Annotated in this window: 15 protein-coding genes; 8 read left to right on the top strand and 7 right to left on the bottom strand. The window is 68.8% G+C overall.

The features are described 5' to 3' along the window. The first annotated feature begins 161 nt into the window (after positions 1-161). The 6 genes from AC1RLW_RS06635 (at position 162) to AC1RLW_RS06610 (ending at position 6,980) form a co-directional block, all read left to right on the top strand. Positions 162-1,097 (top strand): phosphate/phosphite/phosphonate ABC transporter substrate-binding protein, encoded by a 936-nt coding sequence (locus AC1RLW_RS06635; RefSeq protein ID WP_493192530.1) that lies wholly within the window; start codon positions 162-164, stop codon positions 1,095-1,097. A gap of 8 nt (positions 1,098-1,105) precedes the next feature. Continuing rightward, on the top strand, positions 1,106-1,906 hold the full coding sequence (phnC, locus tag AC1RLW_RS06630; protein WP_493192529.1) for a phosphonate ABC transporter ATP-binding protein: 801 nt from the start codon (positions 1,106-1,108) through the stop codon (positions 1,904-1,906). Beyond that, positions 1,903-2,901: a phosphonate ABC transporter, permease protein PhnE gene (phnE, locus tag AC1RLW_RS06625; RefSeq protein WP_493192528.1), complete on the top strand. Its 999-nt coding sequence runs from the start codon at positions 1,903-1,905 to the stop codon at positions 2,899-2,901. Before phnC ends, phnE begins: the two co-directional genes overlap by 4 nt. A gap of 147 nt (positions 2,902-3,048) precedes the next feature. Further along, positions 3,049-3,237: a hypothetical protein gene (locus tag AC1RLW_RS06620; RefSeq protein ID WP_493192527.1), complete on the top strand. Its 189-nt coding sequence runs from the start codon at positions 3,049-3,051 to the stop codon at positions 3,235-3,237. 69 nt (positions 3,238-3,306) lie between these two features. Next, positions 3,307-5,559, top strand: coding sequence for a phosphocholine-specific phospholipase C (locus AC1RLW_RS06615; RefSeq protein WP_493192526.1), 2,253 nt, complete (start codon positions 3,307-3,309; stop codon positions 5,557-5,559). 5 nt (positions 5,560-5,564) lie between these two features. Next, positions 5,565-6,980 (top strand): YadA family autotransporter adhesin, encoded by a 1,416-nt coding sequence (locus AC1RLW_RS06610; protein ID WP_493192525.1) that lies wholly within the window; start codon positions 5,565-5,567, stop codon positions 6,978-6,980. Between the two features lie 269 nt (positions 6,981-7,249). On the opposite strand, the gene AC1RLW_RS06605 is transcribed toward AC1RLW_RS06610, so the two are convergent. From AC1RLW_RS06605 to AC1RLW_RS06575, 7 genes are all read right to left on the bottom strand, one after another. Beyond that, complete coding sequence (locus tag AC1RLW_RS06605) at positions 7,250-9,529, bottom strand: glycoside hydrolase family 3 N-terminal domain-containing protein (RefSeq protein ID WP_493192524.1); 2,280 nt, start codon at positions 9,527-9,529, stop codon at positions 7,250-7,252. A gap of 99 nt (positions 9,530-9,628) precedes the next feature. Further along, positions 9,629-10,864: a tricarballylate utilization 4Fe-4S protein TcuB gene (gene tcuB / locus AC1RLW_RS06600; protein ID WP_493192523.1), complete on the bottom strand. Its 1,236-nt coding sequence runs from the start codon at positions 10,862-10,864 to the stop codon at positions 9,629-9,631. After that, positions 10,848-12,275 (bottom strand): FAD-dependent tricarballylate dehydrogenase TcuA, encoded by a 1,428-nt coding sequence (gene tcuA / locus AC1RLW_RS06595; protein ID WP_493192522.1) that lies wholly within the window; start codon positions 12,273-12,275, stop codon positions 10,848-10,850. Before tcuA ends, tcuB begins: the two co-directional genes overlap by 17 nt. A 77-nt stretch (positions 12,276-12,352) precedes the next feature. Next, the gene (locus AC1RLW_RS06590) at positions 12,353-13,279 is read right to left on the bottom strand and encodes a LysR family transcriptional regulator (protein WP_493192521.1); all 927 of its coding nucleotides are present in this window, start codon (positions 13,277-13,279) and stop codon (positions 12,353-12,355) included. 7 nt (positions 13,280-13,286) lie between these two features. After that, positions 13,287-14,165: a bile acid:sodium symporter family protein gene (locus AC1RLW_RS06585; protein ID WP_493192520.1), complete on the bottom strand. Its 879-nt coding sequence runs from the start codon at positions 14,163-14,165 to the stop codon at positions 13,287-13,289. Positions 14,166-14,265: 100 nt separating this feature from the next. After that, complete coding sequence (locus AC1RLW_RS06580) at positions 14,266-15,033, bottom strand: class II aldolase/adducin family protein (RefSeq protein ID WP_070060369.1); 768 nt, start codon at positions 15,031-15,033, stop codon at positions 14,266-14,268. A 19-nt stretch (positions 15,034-15,052) separates the two neighbouring features. Continuing rightward, a complete protein-coding gene (locus AC1RLW_RS06575; protein ID WP_062478352.1) occupies positions 15,053-15,643 on the bottom strand; it encodes an HD domain-containing protein in 591 nt (196 codons plus the stop codon). Positions 15,644-15,775: 132 nt separating this feature from the next. Here AC1RLW_RS06575 and AC1RLW_RS06570 point away from each other — a divergent pair, with 132 nt between their 5' ends. Both AC1RLW_RS06570 and AC1RLW_RS06565 read left to right on the top strand, forming a co-directional pair. Further along, entirely contained in the window at positions 15,776-16,498 is a 723-nt protein-coding gene (locus AC1RLW_RS06570) for a Crp/Fnr family transcriptional regulator (protein WP_062478356.1), read from the top strand. A 102-nt stretch (positions 16,499-16,600) separates the two neighbouring features. Further along, on the top strand, positions 16,601-17,293 hold the full coding sequence (locus tag AC1RLW_RS06565; RefSeq protein WP_062478359.1) for an alpha/beta hydrolase: 693 nt from the start codon (positions 16,601-16,603) through the stop codon (positions 17,291-17,293). The last annotated feature ends 4 nt before the right edge of the window (positions 17,294-17,297 follow it).

The following is a 17,297-nucleotide window of genomic DNA, read 5'->3' as shown; positions in this document are numbered from 1 at the left end:
GGGGCTCGGCCGTGGCGGCGGATTCTATTGAATATTTCTCAGTGATATTTGAATTTTGAAATGAGCTTATTTCATTTTCCTGTCATCTGCGGCTCCTAAAGTTCTCTTCATCGGGGCGTTGCAACCGCACGCCCACCGCTTTCCAAACGAAGGAACCGACCATGAAAAAGCTCCTGGCCCTTGCGGCCGCCGCCCTCTCGCTGACTGCCGCGCTGCCGCTGGCCGCGCAAGCCCAATCAGTGGCCGACGGCTCGCGTGAGCGGCCGCTGCGCGTGCTGCTGATCCCGGCCGACGGCGGCACCGAGTCGGGCACCAAGGCCGACTACGCACCGGTGTTCAACGCCATCACGCGCAGCACCGGCCTGAACTTCGACCTCAAGGTCGGCCAGTCGTACGGCGCGGTGGTCGAGGGCATGTGCAACCAGCTCGCCGACATCGCCTTCTTCGGCCCGGTGTCGTACGTGCAGGCGCACAAGCGCGGCTGCGCGCAGCTGCTGGCCGTGGGCGTGGAGAAGGGCGCCTCGGTCTACTACGCGGGCATGTTCGCCAAGGCCAATGCGCCCATCGCCTCGGTCAAGGACCTCAAGGGCAAGCGCGTGGCCTTCGGCGACGTCAACTCGGCCTCGAGCTTCACCTTCCAGGTCGCGATGCTGCTCGATGCCGGCATGGACCCGGCCAAGGACCTCGGCGCCATCCGCATGACCGGCAGCCACGCCAGCAGCCTGGCCGCGCTGGTGCAGGACCAGGTCGACGTGGCCTCGCTCTCGTTCGACTCCTACGAGAAGGCGGTGAAGCAGGGTGTGGTCGACCCGAAGACGGTGAAGGTGGTGGCGCGCAGCATGGCCATTCCGTACCCGCCGCTGGCGCTCAACTCGAAGCTGCCCGAGCCGCTGAAGGCAAAGCTCAAGGACGCCTTCCAGACCGTGAACAAGGCCCCCGGCGTCACGCCCGACATGATCCGCGGCTACGGCGGCGGCAAGATCGACGGCTACGACACCAAGTTCTCCGAAGCCGAGTTCAACGTCGCCGCCGAGAAGCTCGGCCTGCTGACCGACGAGCTCAAGGGCCGCATCCTCGCCAAGTCCGCCGAGCGTTGAGCGTCGCCATGCTGAATTTCGAATCGGTCGCCATGCACTATGCCGACGGCACGCGCGCGCTCGACGGCGTGTCGCTGCAGGTGCCGGCGGGGCAGTTCTGCGTGGTGCTGGGCGCCTCGGGCGCGGGCAAGTCGACGCTGCTGCGCATGGCCAACGGGCTGGTCAAGCCCACGCAGGGCGCGGTGCAGGTCGAGGGCGTGCAGATCGCTGCCCACTCGCTGGCCCGCATCCGCCCGCGCATCGGCATGATCCACCAGCAGTTCAACCTGGTGCTGCGTTCCACCGTGGCCGACAACGTGCTGGCCGGCGCGCTGCCCACGGTGCCGACATGGCGCGCGCTGCTCGGCCTGTTCACCGACGCGCAGCGTGCCAAGGCCTGTGCGCTGATCGAATCGGTCGGCCTGCAGGAGCAGCACCTGCTGCGCCGCGTGAGCGAGCTCTCGGGCGGGCAGCAGCAGCGCGTGGGCATTGCGCGCGCCTTCATGCTCGAGCCGCCGCTGGTGCTGGCCGACGAGCCCGTGGCCAGCCTCGACCCGCAGACCAGCCACGACGTGCTGTCGCTGCTGCGCACGCAGGCCCGCGAGCGCGGCACCACGGTGCTGTGCAGCCTGCACCAGATCGAGCTGGCCTGCGAGTTCGCCGACCGCATCGTGGCGCTGCGCCACGGCGCGGTGGTGTTCGACGGCGCGCCCGCGGCCTTCGACCCGAAGGTGTTCGACGCGGTCTACGGCCGCACGCCGGCGCCCGCACGGCCCGCGCCCGAAGCGCCGCTGCCGCTGCATGCCGGCGCGCTGGAGCTGGTGCCATGAGCCGCCCCGCATCCGCCTGGGCGCTGCCGCGCCCCTTCGGCGCCCGCAGCCTCGCCGTGCTGTTGCTCGTGGTGGTGGTCGGCTTCTTTGCCGGCCAGCGCGTGGAGATGGGCCGCATGCTGTCGCTCACGGGCGAGGGCCTGCTCGCGGCCGTCGGCCTGCGCGAGCAGTCGCAGGTGCTGTCGGGCCTGGGCACCATCGCCAAGTCGCTCTTTCCGCCGCAGGTGTCGGAGCGCACCGAGGTGTCGCGCATCGAGGGCTTCGACCGCGAGCGGCTGCCGTGGTTCTCGCATGTCGAGATGGAGGAATCGCGCCAGCCCAAGCTCAACCCGCAGACGCTGCAGATGGAAGAGGTGGTCGACCGGCGCGAGGTGCTGGTCGAGCCCTTCGGCTACCTCTGGCACGTGGCGGTGAAGATGCTGGAGACCTTCGAGATCGCCATTTGGGCGACGTTGCTGGCCATCGTGCTGAGCGCGCCGCTGGCCTGGTGCAGCGCGAAGAACTACACGCCGAACCGCGCCGTCTATACGCTGGCGCGCGGCGTGGTCGGCATGTTCCGCGCGGTGCCCGAGCTGGTGAGTGCGCTGTTCCTGGTGCTGGCCTATGGCTTCGGTCCCATTGCCGGCGTGCTCGCATTGGCGCTGCATTCGGCGGGCTTCCTCGGCAAGTTCTACGCGGAAGACATCGAGACGGCCGACGACAAGCCGCAGGAGGCATTGCGCGCCATCGGCGCCAGCAAGCTGAAGGTGATGCGCTTCGCGGTGCTGCCGCAGGTGATGCCGCAGTTCATCGCCTACACGCTGTACATCCTCGACCGCAATGTGCGCATGGCCACCGTGGTCGGGCTGGTGGGCGCGGGCGGCATCGGCCAGGAGCTGAAGGGCCGCTACGACATGTACAACTACGCGCACGTCGGAACGATCCTGATCGCGATCTTTCTCACGGTGCTCGTGCTCGACAGGGTCGCAGCCCGGCTGCGCAGCCGCTATGCCTGAGCGCTGACACCCACCCCTGCGCCCACTTCGGGCACCCGAGTTCTCCCCGTTTCTTCCCGTTCCGGTGCAAGCCCTTCGAGGCCTGCACGGCCCGGCTTCGCCCTGCTTTTCTTCCCACGCCCCTTCGATCCAGAAAAGGACACCTTCATGACCTCACGTTCTTCCCGGTATGGCCTCGCTGCGGTGGGCTTTCTCCTGTGCCTGAGCCTTGCCGCGTGCGGCGGCGGAGGGGGCGGTGGCGGCGGCCTGCCGGTGCTGCCGCCCACCGGCCCCACGCCCCCGACCACCACGCCGGAGCCACCCGGCCCGACGCCGGCGCTGAAGTGCGCGCCCTGAGCCGCGCGCCGCCTTCATCCACACGCCTTCCATTTCTTCTGTTTTTGTCCTCGCGTTGAAAGACTCCCCATGAACCCCTCCAACCGTCGCGATTTCTTCCGCAAGTCGGCCGGCGCCGTCGGCGCGGCCTCGGCCCTGACCCTGCTGCCGCCCACGATCCGCAAGGCGCTCGCCGTCGAGGCCGCGGTCGACACCGGCACCATCAAGGACATCAAGCACGTCGTGATCCTGATGCAGGAGAACCGCAGCTTCGACCACTACTTCGGCACGCTGCGCGGCGTGCGCGGTTTCGGCGACCGCTTTCCGATTCCGCTGGCCAACGGCAAGTCGGTGTACTTCCAGTCGAACCCCGCCGGTGGCGCGGAGATTCCGCCGTTCCGCCGCGACTCGACGATCGCCAATGCGCTGATCGGCTCGGGCACCCCGCACAACTTTCCCGACCAGCAAGCCGCATGGAACCAGGGAAAGATGGACCGCTGGATCCAGTTCAAGAACCAGGCCACGATGGGCTACTACCTGCGCGAGGACATCCCGTTCCAGTTCGCGCTGGCCGATGCCTTCACGGTGTGCGATGGCTACCACTGCTCCATCCTCACCGGCACCGACCCCAACCGCATCGTGTTCTGGTCGGGCTCCAACTTCAACCCGGAGCTGCGCAAGAAGGGCATCAACAGCACCGACACCGACTCCGAACCCGTGAACTCGCGCTGCTGGCCCAAGCCGTCCAACTGGGTGGCGGGCCGTCCGCAGGAGGCCGACGGCTCGGGGCAGAAAGACCCGATCAAGGGCGACTACAACTACAAGTACGTCAACAACGCCTTCAAGTGGGACACGCTGCCCGACGTGCTGCAGAAGAAGGGCGTCAGCTGGCACATCTACCAGAACATGAACAACAACTGGACGGGCGCCATGCACGGCTGCCTGGCCTTCGAGAGCTTTCGCACCGCGCAGCCGGGTTCGCCGATCTATGAGCATGGCCTCACGGGCGGCCCCGAGGCGGCCGACGGCGCCACCAACTTCCTGGCCCAGCTCAAGCAGGACGTGATGACGGGCAAATTGCCGGACGTCTCGTGGGTGCTGCCCACGCAGGCGCTGGCCGAGCACCCCGGCAGCAGCGAAGGCACGGCCGGCGCCGCCGACTTCATCGCCGACGTGCTGGACGCGCTCACGTCCAACCCGGCCGTGTGGAGCAAGACCGCGCTGTTCGTGACCTTCGACGAGAACGACGGCTTCTTCGACCACCTGGCCATGCCGGCCGTGCCCTCGTACGACGCCAACGGCACGCTCATGGGCAAGTCGACCGTGCCGCTGGAGGGCGAGTACTTCGACGCCTCGGTGGGCAGCTACCTGGCCGCCGCCGACAACACCACCACCGGCAAGATCCGCCCCTGGGGCCTGAGCTCGCGCGTGCCGATGTACGTGGTATCGCCGTGGAGCAAGGGCGGCTGGGTCAACTCGCAGGTGTTCGACCACACCTCGGTCGGCCGCTTCCTCGAGAAGCGCTTCGACATCACGGTGGACGCGATCAGCCCGTGGCACCGCGCCGTGTGCGGCGACCTCACGACCTGCTTCGACTTCGTGAGCCCGAACGACCCGGTCGTTCCCAAGCTGCCCGACACGAGCAACTTTCCCGCGATCAATGCGGCGCAGCGGCTGCTGCCCACGGCCCCTGTGAGAAACGCCCCCGCCACGCCGCAGCCGCTGTACCAGGAGACCGGCACGCGCTTCTCGCGCGCGCTGCCTTACGAACTGCACACCAGCGCGCGCGTCGAGGCGCGCGGCCTCGTGCAGCTGGTGTTCGCGAACTCGGGCACGCAGGGCGCCGTGTTCCATGTGTACGACAAGCTGCACCTGGACCGCATCCCGCGCCGCTACACGGTCGAAGCCGGCAAGCAGCTGGCCGACTACTGGAACACCGGCGCCAGCGACAGCGGCAAGTACGACCTGTGGGTCTACAGCACCAACGGCTACGTGCGCAGCTTCCAGGGCGACGCACTGGCCTTCGACACCGCCGGCTTCAAGCCTGAGGTGCAGGTCTGCTACGAACCGGTCGACGGGCAGGTCTACCTGAAGGTGCACAACACGGGCAAGGCGGCCGGCAAGGTCACGGTGACGGCCAACGCGTATCGCAACGACGGCCCCTGGACGCTCGAGGTCGCGCCGGGCGCGACCGGCATGCTGCACTGGAGCCTGGACAAGAGCGGCTACTGGTACGACTTCACCGTCAGCGCCGGGCACACCGAGCGCCGCTTCGCGGGCCGCGTCGAGACCGGCAAGCCCGGCGTCAGCGATCCGGCCATGGCCCTGCACCTGAAGGCCTGAGCGTCATGAAGCGCAAGAACAACAGCACGCACACCCTGCTCGGGCTGGCAGTGGCCCTCGGCTCGGCCGCCGGCATGGGCGTCGCCTCGGCCCAGCTGATCACCTGGGACCCGGCCAAGGGCAACCTGGGCATCGGCGACAAGGCCGGCACGACCGGCGTCACGGGCAGCAACGACCTGGCCTTCGGCAAGGGCGCGGGCAACAACGTCAGCACCAACTGGAACCTGGCCATCGGCGAGGGTGCCGGCACCGGCGTGTCGGGCAAGAACGCCAACCAGGCCATCGGCTACTACGCGGGCACCAACGTGGTCGGCGGCTGGAACCAGTCGATGGGCCGCAGCGCGGGCCAGAACGTGACCGGCGACTACAACAACGCCGTCGGCTTCTGGGCCGGCACCGACGTGAAGGGCAACGGCAACGAGGCCTACGGCAGCAACGCCGGGCGCAACGTGACCGGCAACGCCAACCAGGCCTACGGCGGCGATGCGGGCCGCAACGTGACCGGCAGCAACAACCTCGCCACGGGGCAGGGCGCGGGCAGCGGCGTCACCGGCTCGGGCAACCAGGCCTCGGGGCAGATGGCCGGCGCGCAGGTGGCGGGCAGCAACAACGTGGCCATGGGCCAGGCTGCGGGCGGCGGCGTGCAGGGCAACCAGAACCTGGCGCTGGGCACGGCGGCCGGCCAGGGCGTGGTGGGCAGCCACAACATCGCGCAGGGCAGCGGCGCAGGCCAGAACGTCATGGGCAGCGGCAACATCGCCATCGGTGCCGACGCCGGCGTGTACGTCAACGCGAACCAGGCGATCTCGCTGGGCAGCGCGGCGCGCGCGAGCGCCGACAACGCCATTGCCGTCGGCAGCAACGCATCGGCCTCGCATGCCAACAGCGTGGCGCTCGGCGCGGGCAGCACGACCACGCGCGGCGCGCAGTCGAACTACGTGGCCGTGGGCATGAGCGGGCTGCAGTCGTCGACCGGCGAAGTGGCGCTGGGCAACCGCCAGCTCACCGGCGTGGCGCCCGGCAGCGCGCCCGATGACGCGACCAACGTGGGCCAGGTGCAAGGCATGGTGCAGCAGGGCGTGAGCACTGCCAACGCCTACACCGACAGCGTCGCCGCGCAGGGCCTGCCGCTGGGCAAGGCCTACACCGACTTCACTGCTGCGCGACTGCAAAGCCAGATGGACGAGAACGCGCGGCGTGCCTATGCCGGTATTGCAGGCGTCGCCGCGATGGAAGCTGCGCCTGTCGTGCCGGGGAAGATCAGCTATGCCGTGGGGCTGGGCAACTTCCGCAGTGAAAGCGCGATGGGGGGATCGATCCGTCGCACCTCGCAGAATGGGCGCTACAGCGTGACGCTTGGCGTTGGTGCGAGCAGTTCGGGCGTGGTGAGCCGGGTGGCGTTCACCGGGGTGTTCGACTGATCTTGTTCAGGGCGACGATCCCGCCGACGGGGTACCTTGCTCCGCGAATGTCCTCCGGCCTGCGGCCTCCCCCTTAATTTCGCTGCGCAAGGCACCCCATCGACGTGATCGTCATCAGCAGTGGTCGTTGATCGGCGAGCACCAGCCGCGTACCCTGTGCTCAGGACACTGGGTGCTTCCCGCAGCGAAATCAAGGAGGAGGGGCGCAGCCCCGGGGGACATTCGCGGAGGGAAGTACCCGGTGGCCTGTGCACGCGCCCTGAAGAAACTCACTCCCGCGTGAGAACGAAGCGCTTCTGAATCCCGCCAGCCGCAGAAGGAGCAACCCACAAGTCGAACTCACCCGGTTCAACAACAGGCTTCATGTCCCGCCCCAGAAACTGCAGGTCGTCATTGCCGACAGCGAACTCGACCACCTCCGAAGCACCCGGCGCAATCCGCACCTTGCGGAAATTCTTCAGCTCGCGCACCGGCCGCGTCACGCTCGCGGCGCGCTGCGCCAGGTACAGCTGCACCACTTCTTCCGCCTCGCGCGTCCCCGTGTTGGTGACGGTCGCGCGCACGCGCAGGGTCTTGCCCATGGCCAGGCGGTCCGTGCTCAGTTCGACCTGGTCGTAGCGCACCGGCGCATAGCCGATGCCGAAACCGAAGGGGTACAGCGCCTCGTTCGTCGCGTCCAGGTAGCGGGTCTTGAAGGCCGTGCCCGGTGCGCTCTCGGGCGAGGGGCGGCCGGTGCGCTTGTGGGCGTAGTAGTAGGGCACCTGGCCCGCAGTCTGCGGAAAGCTCACGGGCAGGCGGCCCGAGGGATTGGCGTCGCCGAACACCACGTCGGCGATCGCGTGGCCGGTCTGCACGCCGAGGAACCACGTCACGAGGATGGCGCGCGCATCGCGCACGGCCCCCTTGAGCGCCATCGCGCGGCCGTTGCTCAGCAGCACGACCACCGGTTTGCCCGTGGCGGCCACGGCTTCGGCCAGGTCCTGCTGGGCCTGCGGCAGGCCGATGTCGCTGCGCGAGCGCGACTCGCCCGACATCTTCTGGCTCTCGCCGATGGCCAGCACCACCACGTCGGCCTCGCGCGCGGCGGCCACGGCGGCTTCGATGCCGCCGGTCAGCGGCGATTCGACGTTCGCGCCGCGCGTGACGGTCAATCGCGAGGCCTCGGTGCCCAGCGCGGCATGCAGGCCTTCGTCGATGCCCACGGGCGCGGACTGGCCCGGGAACAGGCTCCAGGAGCCCATCAGGTCCTTCGTGCCCTCGGCGAAGGGGCCGATCAGCGCGATCTTCTGCGGGCCGGTTTTCGCCAGCGGCAGCAGCTGGCCCTCGTTCTTCAGCATCACGATGGAACGGCGCGCGCTCTCGCGGGCCAGTGCGATGAACTCGGGGTTCTCCACGCGCTGTGCGGCCGGCGGACCGTCGAGGCCGCGCATCGGGTCATCGAAGAGGCCGAGCTTGAGCTTGACCCGCAGCACGCGCCGCACGGCCTCGTCGAGCCGCGTCATCGGCACCTCGCCCGAGGCCACGAGGTCGGGCAGATGGCGGATGTACAGGCCGCTTTGCATGCTCACGTCGGTGCCGGCCATGAAGGCCAGCTTGGCGGCCTCGCGGCCGTTGGCGGCGTGGCCGTGCTCGATGAGCTCTTCGTCGGCCGTGTAGTCGGACACCACGAAGCCCTTGAACTTCCACTCGTCGCGCAGCACGCCGGTGAGCAGCGCGGGGTTGGCGGTCGAAGGCACGCCGCCGATCTCGTTGAAGGCGCTCATGACCGACAGCGCGCCCGCGTCGATCGCCGCGCGAAACGGCGGCAGGTAGACCTCGCGCAGCGTGCGCTCCGAGATCTCGCTCGTGTTGTAGTCGAGCCCGCCCTCGGCCGCGCCGTAGGCCGCGAAGTGCTTGGGCGTGGCCAGCATCGAGTCGGCGTTCGCGAGGCTGCTGCCCTGGAAGCCGCGCACGCGCGCCGCCGCGAACTGGCGTGCCAGGTACGGGTCTTCGCCCACGCCTTCGAGGCCGCGGCCCCAGCGTGCATCGCGCGCGATATCGACCATGGGCGCGAAGGTCCAGCGAAAGCCGTCGGCCGTGGCCTCGACCGCCGCCGCGCGCGCGGTGCGCTCGGCCAGCGCGGGCTCCCAGCTCGAGGCCTCGGCCAGCGGCATCGGGAAGATGGTGCGAAAGCCGTGGATCACGTCGGCGCCGAAGATCAGTGGAATGCCCAGCCGCGACTCGCGCACCGCCACCTGCTGCAGCCGCCGCTTGCCTTCGAGGCCGGCGTTGTTGAACAGGCCCGTGAGGCGCCCGTTGCGCACGTCCTCGGTTTCCTGCTGCCCGTTGCGCCAGCCGGCCTGCGGGTTGTTCGGGATGTTGATGTCGGCCGGGCCGTAGAGGCTGAGCTGGCCGGCCTTTTCCTGCAGCGTCATGCGCGCGATCAGCGATTCGATGCGGGCTTCGGTCGCGTCGGAGGGCTTCAGGTCTTTGGGAATGGACGCCGCGGCAACGGGGAGGGAGAGGGCGGACAGGACGAGGGCGAGAACGGCGGCTTTTCGAACATGCATGGCCGCCTATTCTGCAGACAACACCCGCCAGCCCCGGCCAGCGGGTTTCCGCCCTGGGCGTAGGGCCTTGTCCGACCCGGCCCCTTCACGCCATGCCGGTCAGTCCGCACTCAGCCGCAACCGGCTCGGCAGTCGCTTCTCGATCGCGAACTTCAGGAGCGCCGCGCAGCGGAAGATGCCGTGCGCGAACTTGCCGTAGGGCAGCGTGAGAAAGAGCGCCATCACCACGCCCAGGTGCACCGCCAGCAGCAGCGCCATGAAGCTCGTGTCGCGCCACGCGAGCAGGGCCAGGCCCGTGAGGCTCGTGAGCAACAGCAACGCGATGAAGCCGCGGTCCATCGGCCGCTGCGCCGCGTCGCCGTGCGCGGCATGGCGCCGCAGGTTGAGCCACAGCAGGCCGACGGGGCCGATCACGAGGCCGATGCCGCCCGTGGTGCCCAGCAGCACGGGCAGGCTCGTGAGCGCATAGGGCGCGTGCAGGCCGAGCAGGTAGTGGTACAGCGTCGCCACGCCGGTGGAGGCGAAGCACAGCATGAAGCCGTAGAAGGTGAAGTGATGGAAGCGCCGGCGCCAGAGCGTGAAGCGGTCATCGGCGTTGTTGCAGCCTTCGCCGTGGCCGCCATCGAGGTACTTCAGGCGCAGCGCGTCGTGCGCGGCTTCGGCGCTCGCTGCGCGGCGCACGCCCGGCAGGTCGGGCGCGTTGCCCGGGTCGTTCGCGGGCGAGACCTCGCGCCAGAAGCGGCGCGTGCCCATGGCCAGCGCGAACATCACGAACAGGAACACCGCGCCGAACACCAGTGCCAGGAAGTTGTGCGGAAAGATCGCGTAGAAGTTGCCCGCGAGCGGCGCGTGCAGGAGCGAACCCGACATCGCCACGGCCAGCACAAGGAACAGCGCGAGCCCGCCCGCCAGCGCCAATGCGACGGTGAGCCCGGCCCGCTTGTAGAGCGCGCCCATCGCGGGCGGCCAGGCGTAGTCGTGGTAGGTCTGCAGGCGCACCTGCGCCATCGCCTGCGGCACGTTCACGGCGAACTCGTGCGGCGGTGCGTACTGGCAGGCATGCAGGCAGGCGCCGCAGTTGTGGCACAGGTTGGCGAGGTAGTGCGTGTCGGCCTTGCCGAATTCGAGCCGGCGCGTCATGGCGGGGAACACGGCCCAGAAGCCTTCGCAGTAGCGGCAGGCGTTGCAGATCTGCAGGATGCGAGCGACCTCGCCCTCGGAAGCAGTGAGCGGCAGGGCGGGCTGGATCGGGATGACGCGCTGCGATGGCGGGGTACTGCCGATGCCATCGGCATCCGTACGGGCGCGTGCGACGAGGTCAGTGAGCTGCTGCAAGGGCGGTCTCCGGAGAGTTCTTCGAATGGTTTTTTGCCGCACGCGCAGCCTGCGTCCCGGCGATGCGCCCGAAGGCCGTGCCGATGCTCATGCCCACGCCGGCCGTGTAGCCCTTGCCCAGCACGTTGCCGGCCATCATTTCGCCGGCCACGAAGAGGTTGGGGCTCGGGCGTCCGCCGAAGCGCACGGCGGCGGTCTCGTCCACCTTGAGGCCCAGGTACGTGAAGGTGATGCCGGGGCACACGGGGTAGGCGTAGAAGGGCGCGGTGTCCAGCGGGCGCGCCCAGTGCGTCTTTGCCGGCGCGATGCCCTCGGTGTGGCAGTCGTCCAGCGCCGTGTGGTCGAAGCGGCCGACGCGGCAGGCGGCGTTGTAGTCCTGCACGGTGCGCACGAAGGTGGCTTCGTCCAGGCCGATCTTCTGCGCCAGTTCGCCGAGCGTGCCCGCCTGCGTGCCGGGGAACACCGGCGGCATGAAGCGCCCGACCGCCTGCTGGTCGATGACCGACCACGCGATCTGCCCCGGCTGCTGCGCCACGAGCCGGCCCCAGATCGCATAGCGCTTGGGCCAGAAGTCTTCGCCCTCGTCATAGAAGCGCTGCGCCTCGCGGTTGACCACCACGCCGAGCGACACGCAGTCGATGCGCGTGCAGATGCCGCCGTCGTACAGCGGCGCACGCGCGTCGATGGCCACCATGTGGCCCTGCGACGGATCGCCGATGCTGTCGGCACCCGCGTCAATCATGTGCCTGAGCAGCACGCCCTGGTTGAAGCGCGTGCCGCGGATGAGGAAGTTGTCGGCTGGCCACTCGCCGCGCTCGTTCTGCCCCCACGCCTCGCGCAGCCAGTCGCGGTTCGATTCGAAGCCGCCCGAGGCCAGCACGCAACTCTTCGCCGCGATGCGCTCGCCGGCCTCGGTGCGCACGGCCACGAAGCGCTCGCCGTCGAGCTCGACCGAGGCCACTGGCGTGTCGTAGCGGACCTGCACGCCGAGCGCTTCGGCGCTGCGGTAGTAGGCGTTGACGAGCGCCTTGCCGCCGCCCATGAAGAAGGCGTTGGTGCGCGCCACATGCAGCGCACCCGACAGCGGCGGCTGGAAGCGCACGCCGTGGCGGCGCATCCAGTCGCGGCAGTTCGATGAGGCGCGGATCACGAGGCGGGCGAGGCGCTCGTCGGTGAGGCTGCCGGTCACTTTCAGCAGGTCTTGCCAGTACTCCTCTTCAGGGTAGGCCTCGACCAGCACGTCCTGCGGCGCGTCGTGCATGCAGCGCAGGTTGCGGGTGTGCTGCGAATTGCCGCCGCGCCATTCTTTGGGCGAGGCTTCCAGCAGCAGCACCGAAGCGCCGGCTTCGCGCGCCATCAGCGCGGCGCACAGCGCGGCATTGCCGCCACCGACAACCAGTACGTCTATCACTCGTGGGTCTCCTTGGAATGCAGGAGACTTTAGGCAGCACGGCCTTCACGGGAAAGACCGATCGAGGCAACAGGTGTTCAGCTTTCGAGAAGACTTGCACCGGCCCAGCGGCCTTCGCTGACCAGCGTGCGCGCCGTTTCGGCGACCATCACGCGCGCGGCCAGCGCGGCGGGCGAAAGCTCGTCGTCCGACAGGCTCACGAGCAGGTTGCGGCGCCCGACGTGCGCGTCGGCAATCTGCGTGAGCGCGAGGTCGTCGCGGTCGTGCCGCGCGGTGGCGGCGCCGGGCTGGATGGTGGCGCCGTGGCCGGCACGCACCGCGTCCATCAGCAGCGCGAGGCCGTCGACCTCGGCCACGATGCGCGGCGCCACGCGCGCCCGCGCAAAGGCGGCCATCAACGTGGCGCGCAGGCCGTGGCTGCCGCTGGGCAGGATCAGCGGCACCTCGGCCAGCTGCGACAGGCGCACCTTCTTGCCCGTGGGGCGCGGCGTGAGTGCGGGCGACGCGATCACGAAGAGCTTTTCGGCCAGCAGCGGCGACACGCTCCAGCGCCGCGGCGTGTCGGTCTGGAACAGCACGGCCAGGTCGAGCTGGCGCGCGTGCAGCATGGTCGTGAGGTGGCCCGACAGCGCCTCGACCATGTGCAGCCGCACCTCGGGGTAGCGCGCCTGCATGGCCTGCATCAGCGGCACGCCCAGCACGGTGGCGGTGGTGGGCGCCAGGCCCACGCTCACATGGCCCGACAGCCGCGCCTGCTGCGCCGCGCGCACGGCGTCGTCGGCGTGGCGCAAGGTGAGTTGCGCCTGGTGCAGGAAGGCCAGGCCCGCGTCGGTGGGCATGACGCCGGTCGAATGGCGGCGCAGCAGGCGGGTCGAGAGTTCGCTTTCGAGCCGGCTGATCTGCTGGCTCAGCGCCGAGGTGACCACCCCCAGCTCCACCGCCGCGCGGCCCATGCTGCGCAGCTCGCAGACCTTGACGAAGTAGCGCAGTTGTCTCAGTTCCATGCGCGCATCATGGCGCAGGCACGGCGGCGGGCTGGCCGCGCCGCAGCAACAGCCATCCGAACAGTGGGGCGGTGATGTACATCACGACCGAGTAGATGGCGGCCGGCAGCGCGAGCGGAAAGCTCCCCAGCACGCTCACCGCGATGAAGATGGCGAGCGTGGAGTTGTGGATGCCGATCTCGTAGCTGATGGCGGTGGCCAACGGCTTGTCCAGGCCGGCCGCGCGGCTCAGGTAGTAGCCCGCCAGCAGGCTCACGAGGTTGAACAGCAGCACCGGCACGCCGATCTCGGCGAAGGTGGTGGTGATGTTCTTCCACTCGTTGGCAATGGCGAGCACCGTGACCACCGCGAGCACCACGGCGCTGAAGATCTTGGTCGGCTTTTCCATGCGCGCCGCGAAGTCGGGCTTTCGCGACGCGACCATCATGCCGATGGCCACCGGCACCAGCACGATGGCGATCACCTCGACCAGCTTGCGCGTCTGCAGCGGCACCACCTGGCCGCTTTGCGCGAAATGGCCAATGGCCCAGTTGGCGATGAGCGGCAGCGTGACGATCGACAGCAGCGTGTTCACGGCCGTGAGCGAGATGTTCATCGCCACGTTGCCGCCGAACAGGTGCGAGAACAGGTTGGCCGAGATGCCGCCCGGCGAGGCCGCCAGCAGCATCAGCCCGATGGCGAACACCGGCGACAGGCCGAAGCCCACGATGATCGCGTAGCAGGCCAGCGGCAGGCCGATGACCTGCAGCACGAGCGCGATGGTCACGGCCTTCGGGTGCTTGAACAGGCGCCGGAAGTCGTCGAGCGAGAGCGACAGCCCCAGCCCGAACATCACGAGCGCGAGCGCGCCGAACAGGAACCGGGTCACGATGAGCGTGGTGTCCATGCGGTGGTGTCTCCTCTTGGGTTCTTCTGCTTAAAAAAATGGCTGCCGGCACCCGTCGCGCGGGCGCTGGCAGCCGTGGAAACCGGGATCGACGTCTGTCTTATTGTTTGTAGCTGTCGTCGATGCGGTCGAGTTTGCGGATCAGCGAAGGCCAGACGAACATGCCGCCCAGGCCGCCGCTTTGCACCTTCATGGCCTGGCCCACGCCGTCGATGATCCGCGGGTCCACGTGCGTGAGTTCACCGCCGCCGGCCTGCGCGGCGATCTGGATCTGGCAGGTGTTCTCGAAGGTGTACATCGAAAGGAAGGCGTCGGCAATGGTCTTGCCGCAGGTCAGCAGGCCGTGGTTGCGCAGCATGAGGAAGTTGGCGTGGCCCATGTCGGCCTGCAGGCGCGGCTTCTCGTCGTCGCGGAAGGCCACGCCTTCGTAGTCGTGGTAGGCCAGCGAGGCCAGCACGAAGGTCGACTGCTGGCTGATGGGCAGCACGCCGTTCTTCTGTGCGCTCACGGCGATGCCGGCGCGGGTGTGGGTGTGCAGCACGCACTGGATGTCCTCGCGCGCGGCATGCACGGCGCTGTGGATCACGAAGCCGGCCGGGTTCACGGGGTAGGGCGAGTCGATGATCTTGTTGCACTGCTGGTCGACCTTGACCAGGCTCGAGGCCGTGATCTCGTCGAACATCAGGCCGTAGGGGTTGATCAGGAAGTGGTGCTCGGGGCCGGGCACGCGCGCGCTGATGTGCGTGAAGACGAGGTCGCTCCAGCCGTACAGCGCCACCAGGCGGTAGCAGGCGGCGAGGTCGACGCGCAGCTGCCATTCTTCGGCGGAGACGAGCTTCTGGATTTCGGAGGCGGAGGTGGCGTTCATGGGAGGTCCTTGGTCTTGATCAGGCAGCGGTCGGTTCTTGCAGAACGGTCTTGTAGACGCTCTGCTTGGGCTGCGCCATCAGGCGGCGCAGCATGGGCTCGAACTCGCTGATGGGCAGGGTCTCGGCCTTCGGGTCGAAGGCCGGGTTGTCGTAGAGCGCGCAGAACTCGGCCGTGCGCTCGTAGTGCGGGTGGTCCTTGAAGCTGTCGCGCATGTCGCGGTCCAGCCCGATGTGGTGGAAGAAGTAGTGGCCCTGGAAGATGCCGTGGTTCTGCACCATCCAGTGGTTGGCCTCGCTCACGAAGGGCTTGAGGATGGCGGCGGCGATGTCGGGGTGGTTGAAGCTGCCCAGCGTATCGCCGATGTCGTGCAGCAGCGCGCACACCACGTACTCCTCGTCGCGGCCGTCGCGCAGCGCGCGCGTGGCGGTCTGCAGCGAGTGCGTGTAGCGGTCGACCGGAAAGCCGCCGTAGTCGCCTTCGAGGATCTGCAGGTGCTTGATCACGCGCGCGGGCAGGCCGCCCGCGAACTGCATGAACTCGCCGCCGATCAGTTGCCAGTCTTCGCGCGTGCTGTCCTGCATGCGCTTGAAACTTGCCCGTGCGTTCATCGTGTGGGGTCTCCGTTCTGGGGGGATGGCGGCCACTGTAGACCTGCGCTTGACCTTCAACTGTCAAGAATTTGACAATGCGAGGTTCTGGTAAACCCGCCTCCGGGCGCCTTTTCTCTTCCCTTTTCCCCCATGGCCACCTCGACCAAGCCGCGCCTGTCGGCCGCGCACCGCGCCGCGCTCGACGGCAACCCCTGGTTCACCAGCATGCCGCGCGCGCAGCGCGACGCGCTGCTGGGCGCGGCCGAGTTGCTGCATGTGCGGCGCGGCACCATGGTGTTCCGCCAGGGCGACCCGATCCATGCGGCGGGCGGTGGCTTCTACGGGCTGGTGGCGGGCACGATCAAGATCTCGTCGCTGCGCCAGGACGGGCGCGAGGCGATCCTGGCGGTGCTGGAGCCGGGCAACTGGTTCGGCGAGATCACGCTCATCGACGGCTCGCCGCGCACGCACGACGCCACCGCGCTCGAAGCGCTCGATCTGCTGGTGGTGCCGCCCGAGGCCTTCGTGCGGCAGATGCGCGACGTGGTGTTTTCCAACGCCATCGCCGCCATGCTGGCCGCGCGCGTGCGCATGCTCTACGGCCTGGCCGAAGACGCCACCTTGCGCAGCCTGCGCGCGCGCGTGGCGCACCGGCTGCTGGTGCTGGCGCGCGGCGATGCCACGCAGTCGGTGCACCTGCGGCACGAACTCATGCTGTCGCAGGAGGCGTTGGCCATGATGCTCGGCGTGACGCGCCAGACGCTGTCCAAGGAGCTCAACGCGCTGGCCACCGAGGGCGTGGTGTCGCTGGGCTACGGGCGCATCGAGCTGTTGTCGCTCGAGGCGCTGCAGGGGCTGGTGCGCACCGGCTGAGGGTCTTGTCACAGCGCGGGCAGGGCGCAGGCGTATAAGACTTTCCCGGCCCGTCATTCCGGCGGCCCGGTGTCTTATTTCTTCACTGGAAGGTGGCGAATCATGAGCAACAACAAACCGACGGTCGTCCTGGTCCATGGTTTCTGGGGTGGTGCGGCGCACTGGCACAACGTCATCGTGGAGCTGCTGCGCAAGGGCCACACGGCCATCCGCGCGGTCGAGCTGCCGCTGACCTCGCTGGCCGACGACGCCGAGCGCACGCGCAAGATGGTGGCGCAGGTGCAGGGGCCGGTCTTGCTGGTCGGCCACTCGTACGGCGGCGCGGTGATCACGCAGGCCGGCGACCTGCCCAACGTGGTCGGGCTGGTCTACATCGCTGCCTTCGCACCCGACGCGGGCGAAAGCCCCGGCGGCATCACGCAGGAGCATCCGCCCGTGGCCGTGCCCAACCTGGCGCCCGACAGCGACGGCTACCTGTGGGTGATACCCGAGAAATACCACGAGAGCTTCTGCCAGGACCTGAGCGCCGAAGAGGGCCTGGTGATGGGCCTGACGCAGAAGGCGCCGCTGGCCAGCACCTTCGGCGACACCATCACGGCGCCGGCCTGGAAGAAGAAGCCGTCGTGGTACCAGATCTCGAGCGAGGACCGCATGATCTCGCCCGTGAACCAGGAGCGCATGTCGGCGCGCCTGGGCGCGAAGAAGGTCATCACGCTGGCGGCCAGCCACGCCTCGCTGGCCTCGCAGCCGCAGGCCGTGGCGGCGCTCATCGACGAAGCCGCGAGCGCTGCCTGAGGCC

Source organism: Variovorax sp. GW822-FHT04A09 (assembly GCF_058801005.1).
Note: the sequence above shows the minus strand (reverse complement) of the source record. Positions and strands in the feature narration are given on the sequence as shown.

Bases quoted from the DNA above. Each gene is read 5' to 3' on its own strand.
- AC1RLW_RS06635 (WP_493192530.1), top strand. From the start codon at position 162: ATGAAAAAGCTCCTGGCCCTTGCGGCCGCCGCCCTCTCGCTGACTGCC.
- phnC (WP_493192529.1), top strand. From the start codon at position 1,106: ATGCTGAATTTCGAATCGGTCGCCATGCACTATGCCGACGGCACGCGC.
- phnE (WP_493192528.1), top strand. From the start codon at position 1,903: ATGAGCCGCCCCGCATCCGCCTGGGCGCTGCCGCGCCCCTTCGGCGCC.
- AC1RLW_RS06620 (WP_493192527.1), top strand. From the start codon at position 3,049: ATGACCTCACGTTCTTCCCGGTATGGCCTCGCTGCGGTGGGCTTTCTC.
- AC1RLW_RS06615 (WP_493192526.1), top strand. From the start codon at position 3,307: ATGAACCCCTCCAACCGTCGCGATTTCTTCCGCAAGTCGGCCGGCGCC.
- AC1RLW_RS06610 (WP_493192525.1), top strand. From the start codon at position 5,565: ATGAAGCGCAAGAACAACAGCACGCACACCCTGCTCGGGCTGGCAGTG.
- AC1RLW_RS06605 (WP_493192524.1), bottom strand. From the start codon at position 9,529: ATGCATGTTCGAAAAGCCGCCGTTCTCGCCCTCGTCCTGTCCGCCCTC.
- AC1RLW_RS06590 (WP_493192521.1), bottom strand. From the start codon at position 13,279: ATGGAACTGAGACAACTGCGCTACTTCGTCAAGGTCTGCGAGCTGCGC.
- AC1RLW_RS06585 (WP_493192520.1), bottom strand. From the start codon at position 14,165: ATGGACACCACGCTCATCGTGACCCGGTTCCTGTTCGGCGCGCTCGCG.
- AC1RLW_RS06580 (WP_070060369.1), bottom strand. From the start codon at position 15,033: ATGAACGCCACCTCCGCCTCCGAAATCCAGAAGCTCGTCTCCGCCGAA.
- AC1RLW_RS06575 (WP_062478352.1), bottom strand. From the start codon at position 15,643: ATGAACGCACGGGCAAGTTTCAAGCGCATGCAGGACAGCACGCGCGAA.
- AC1RLW_RS06570 (WP_062478356.1), top strand. From the start codon at position 15,776: ATGGCCACCTCGACCAAGCCGCGCCTGTCGGCCGCGCACCGCGCCGCG.
- AC1RLW_RS06565 (WP_062478359.1), top strand. From the start codon at position 16,601: ATGAGCAACAACAAACCGACGGTCGTCCTGGTCCATGGTTTCTGGGGT.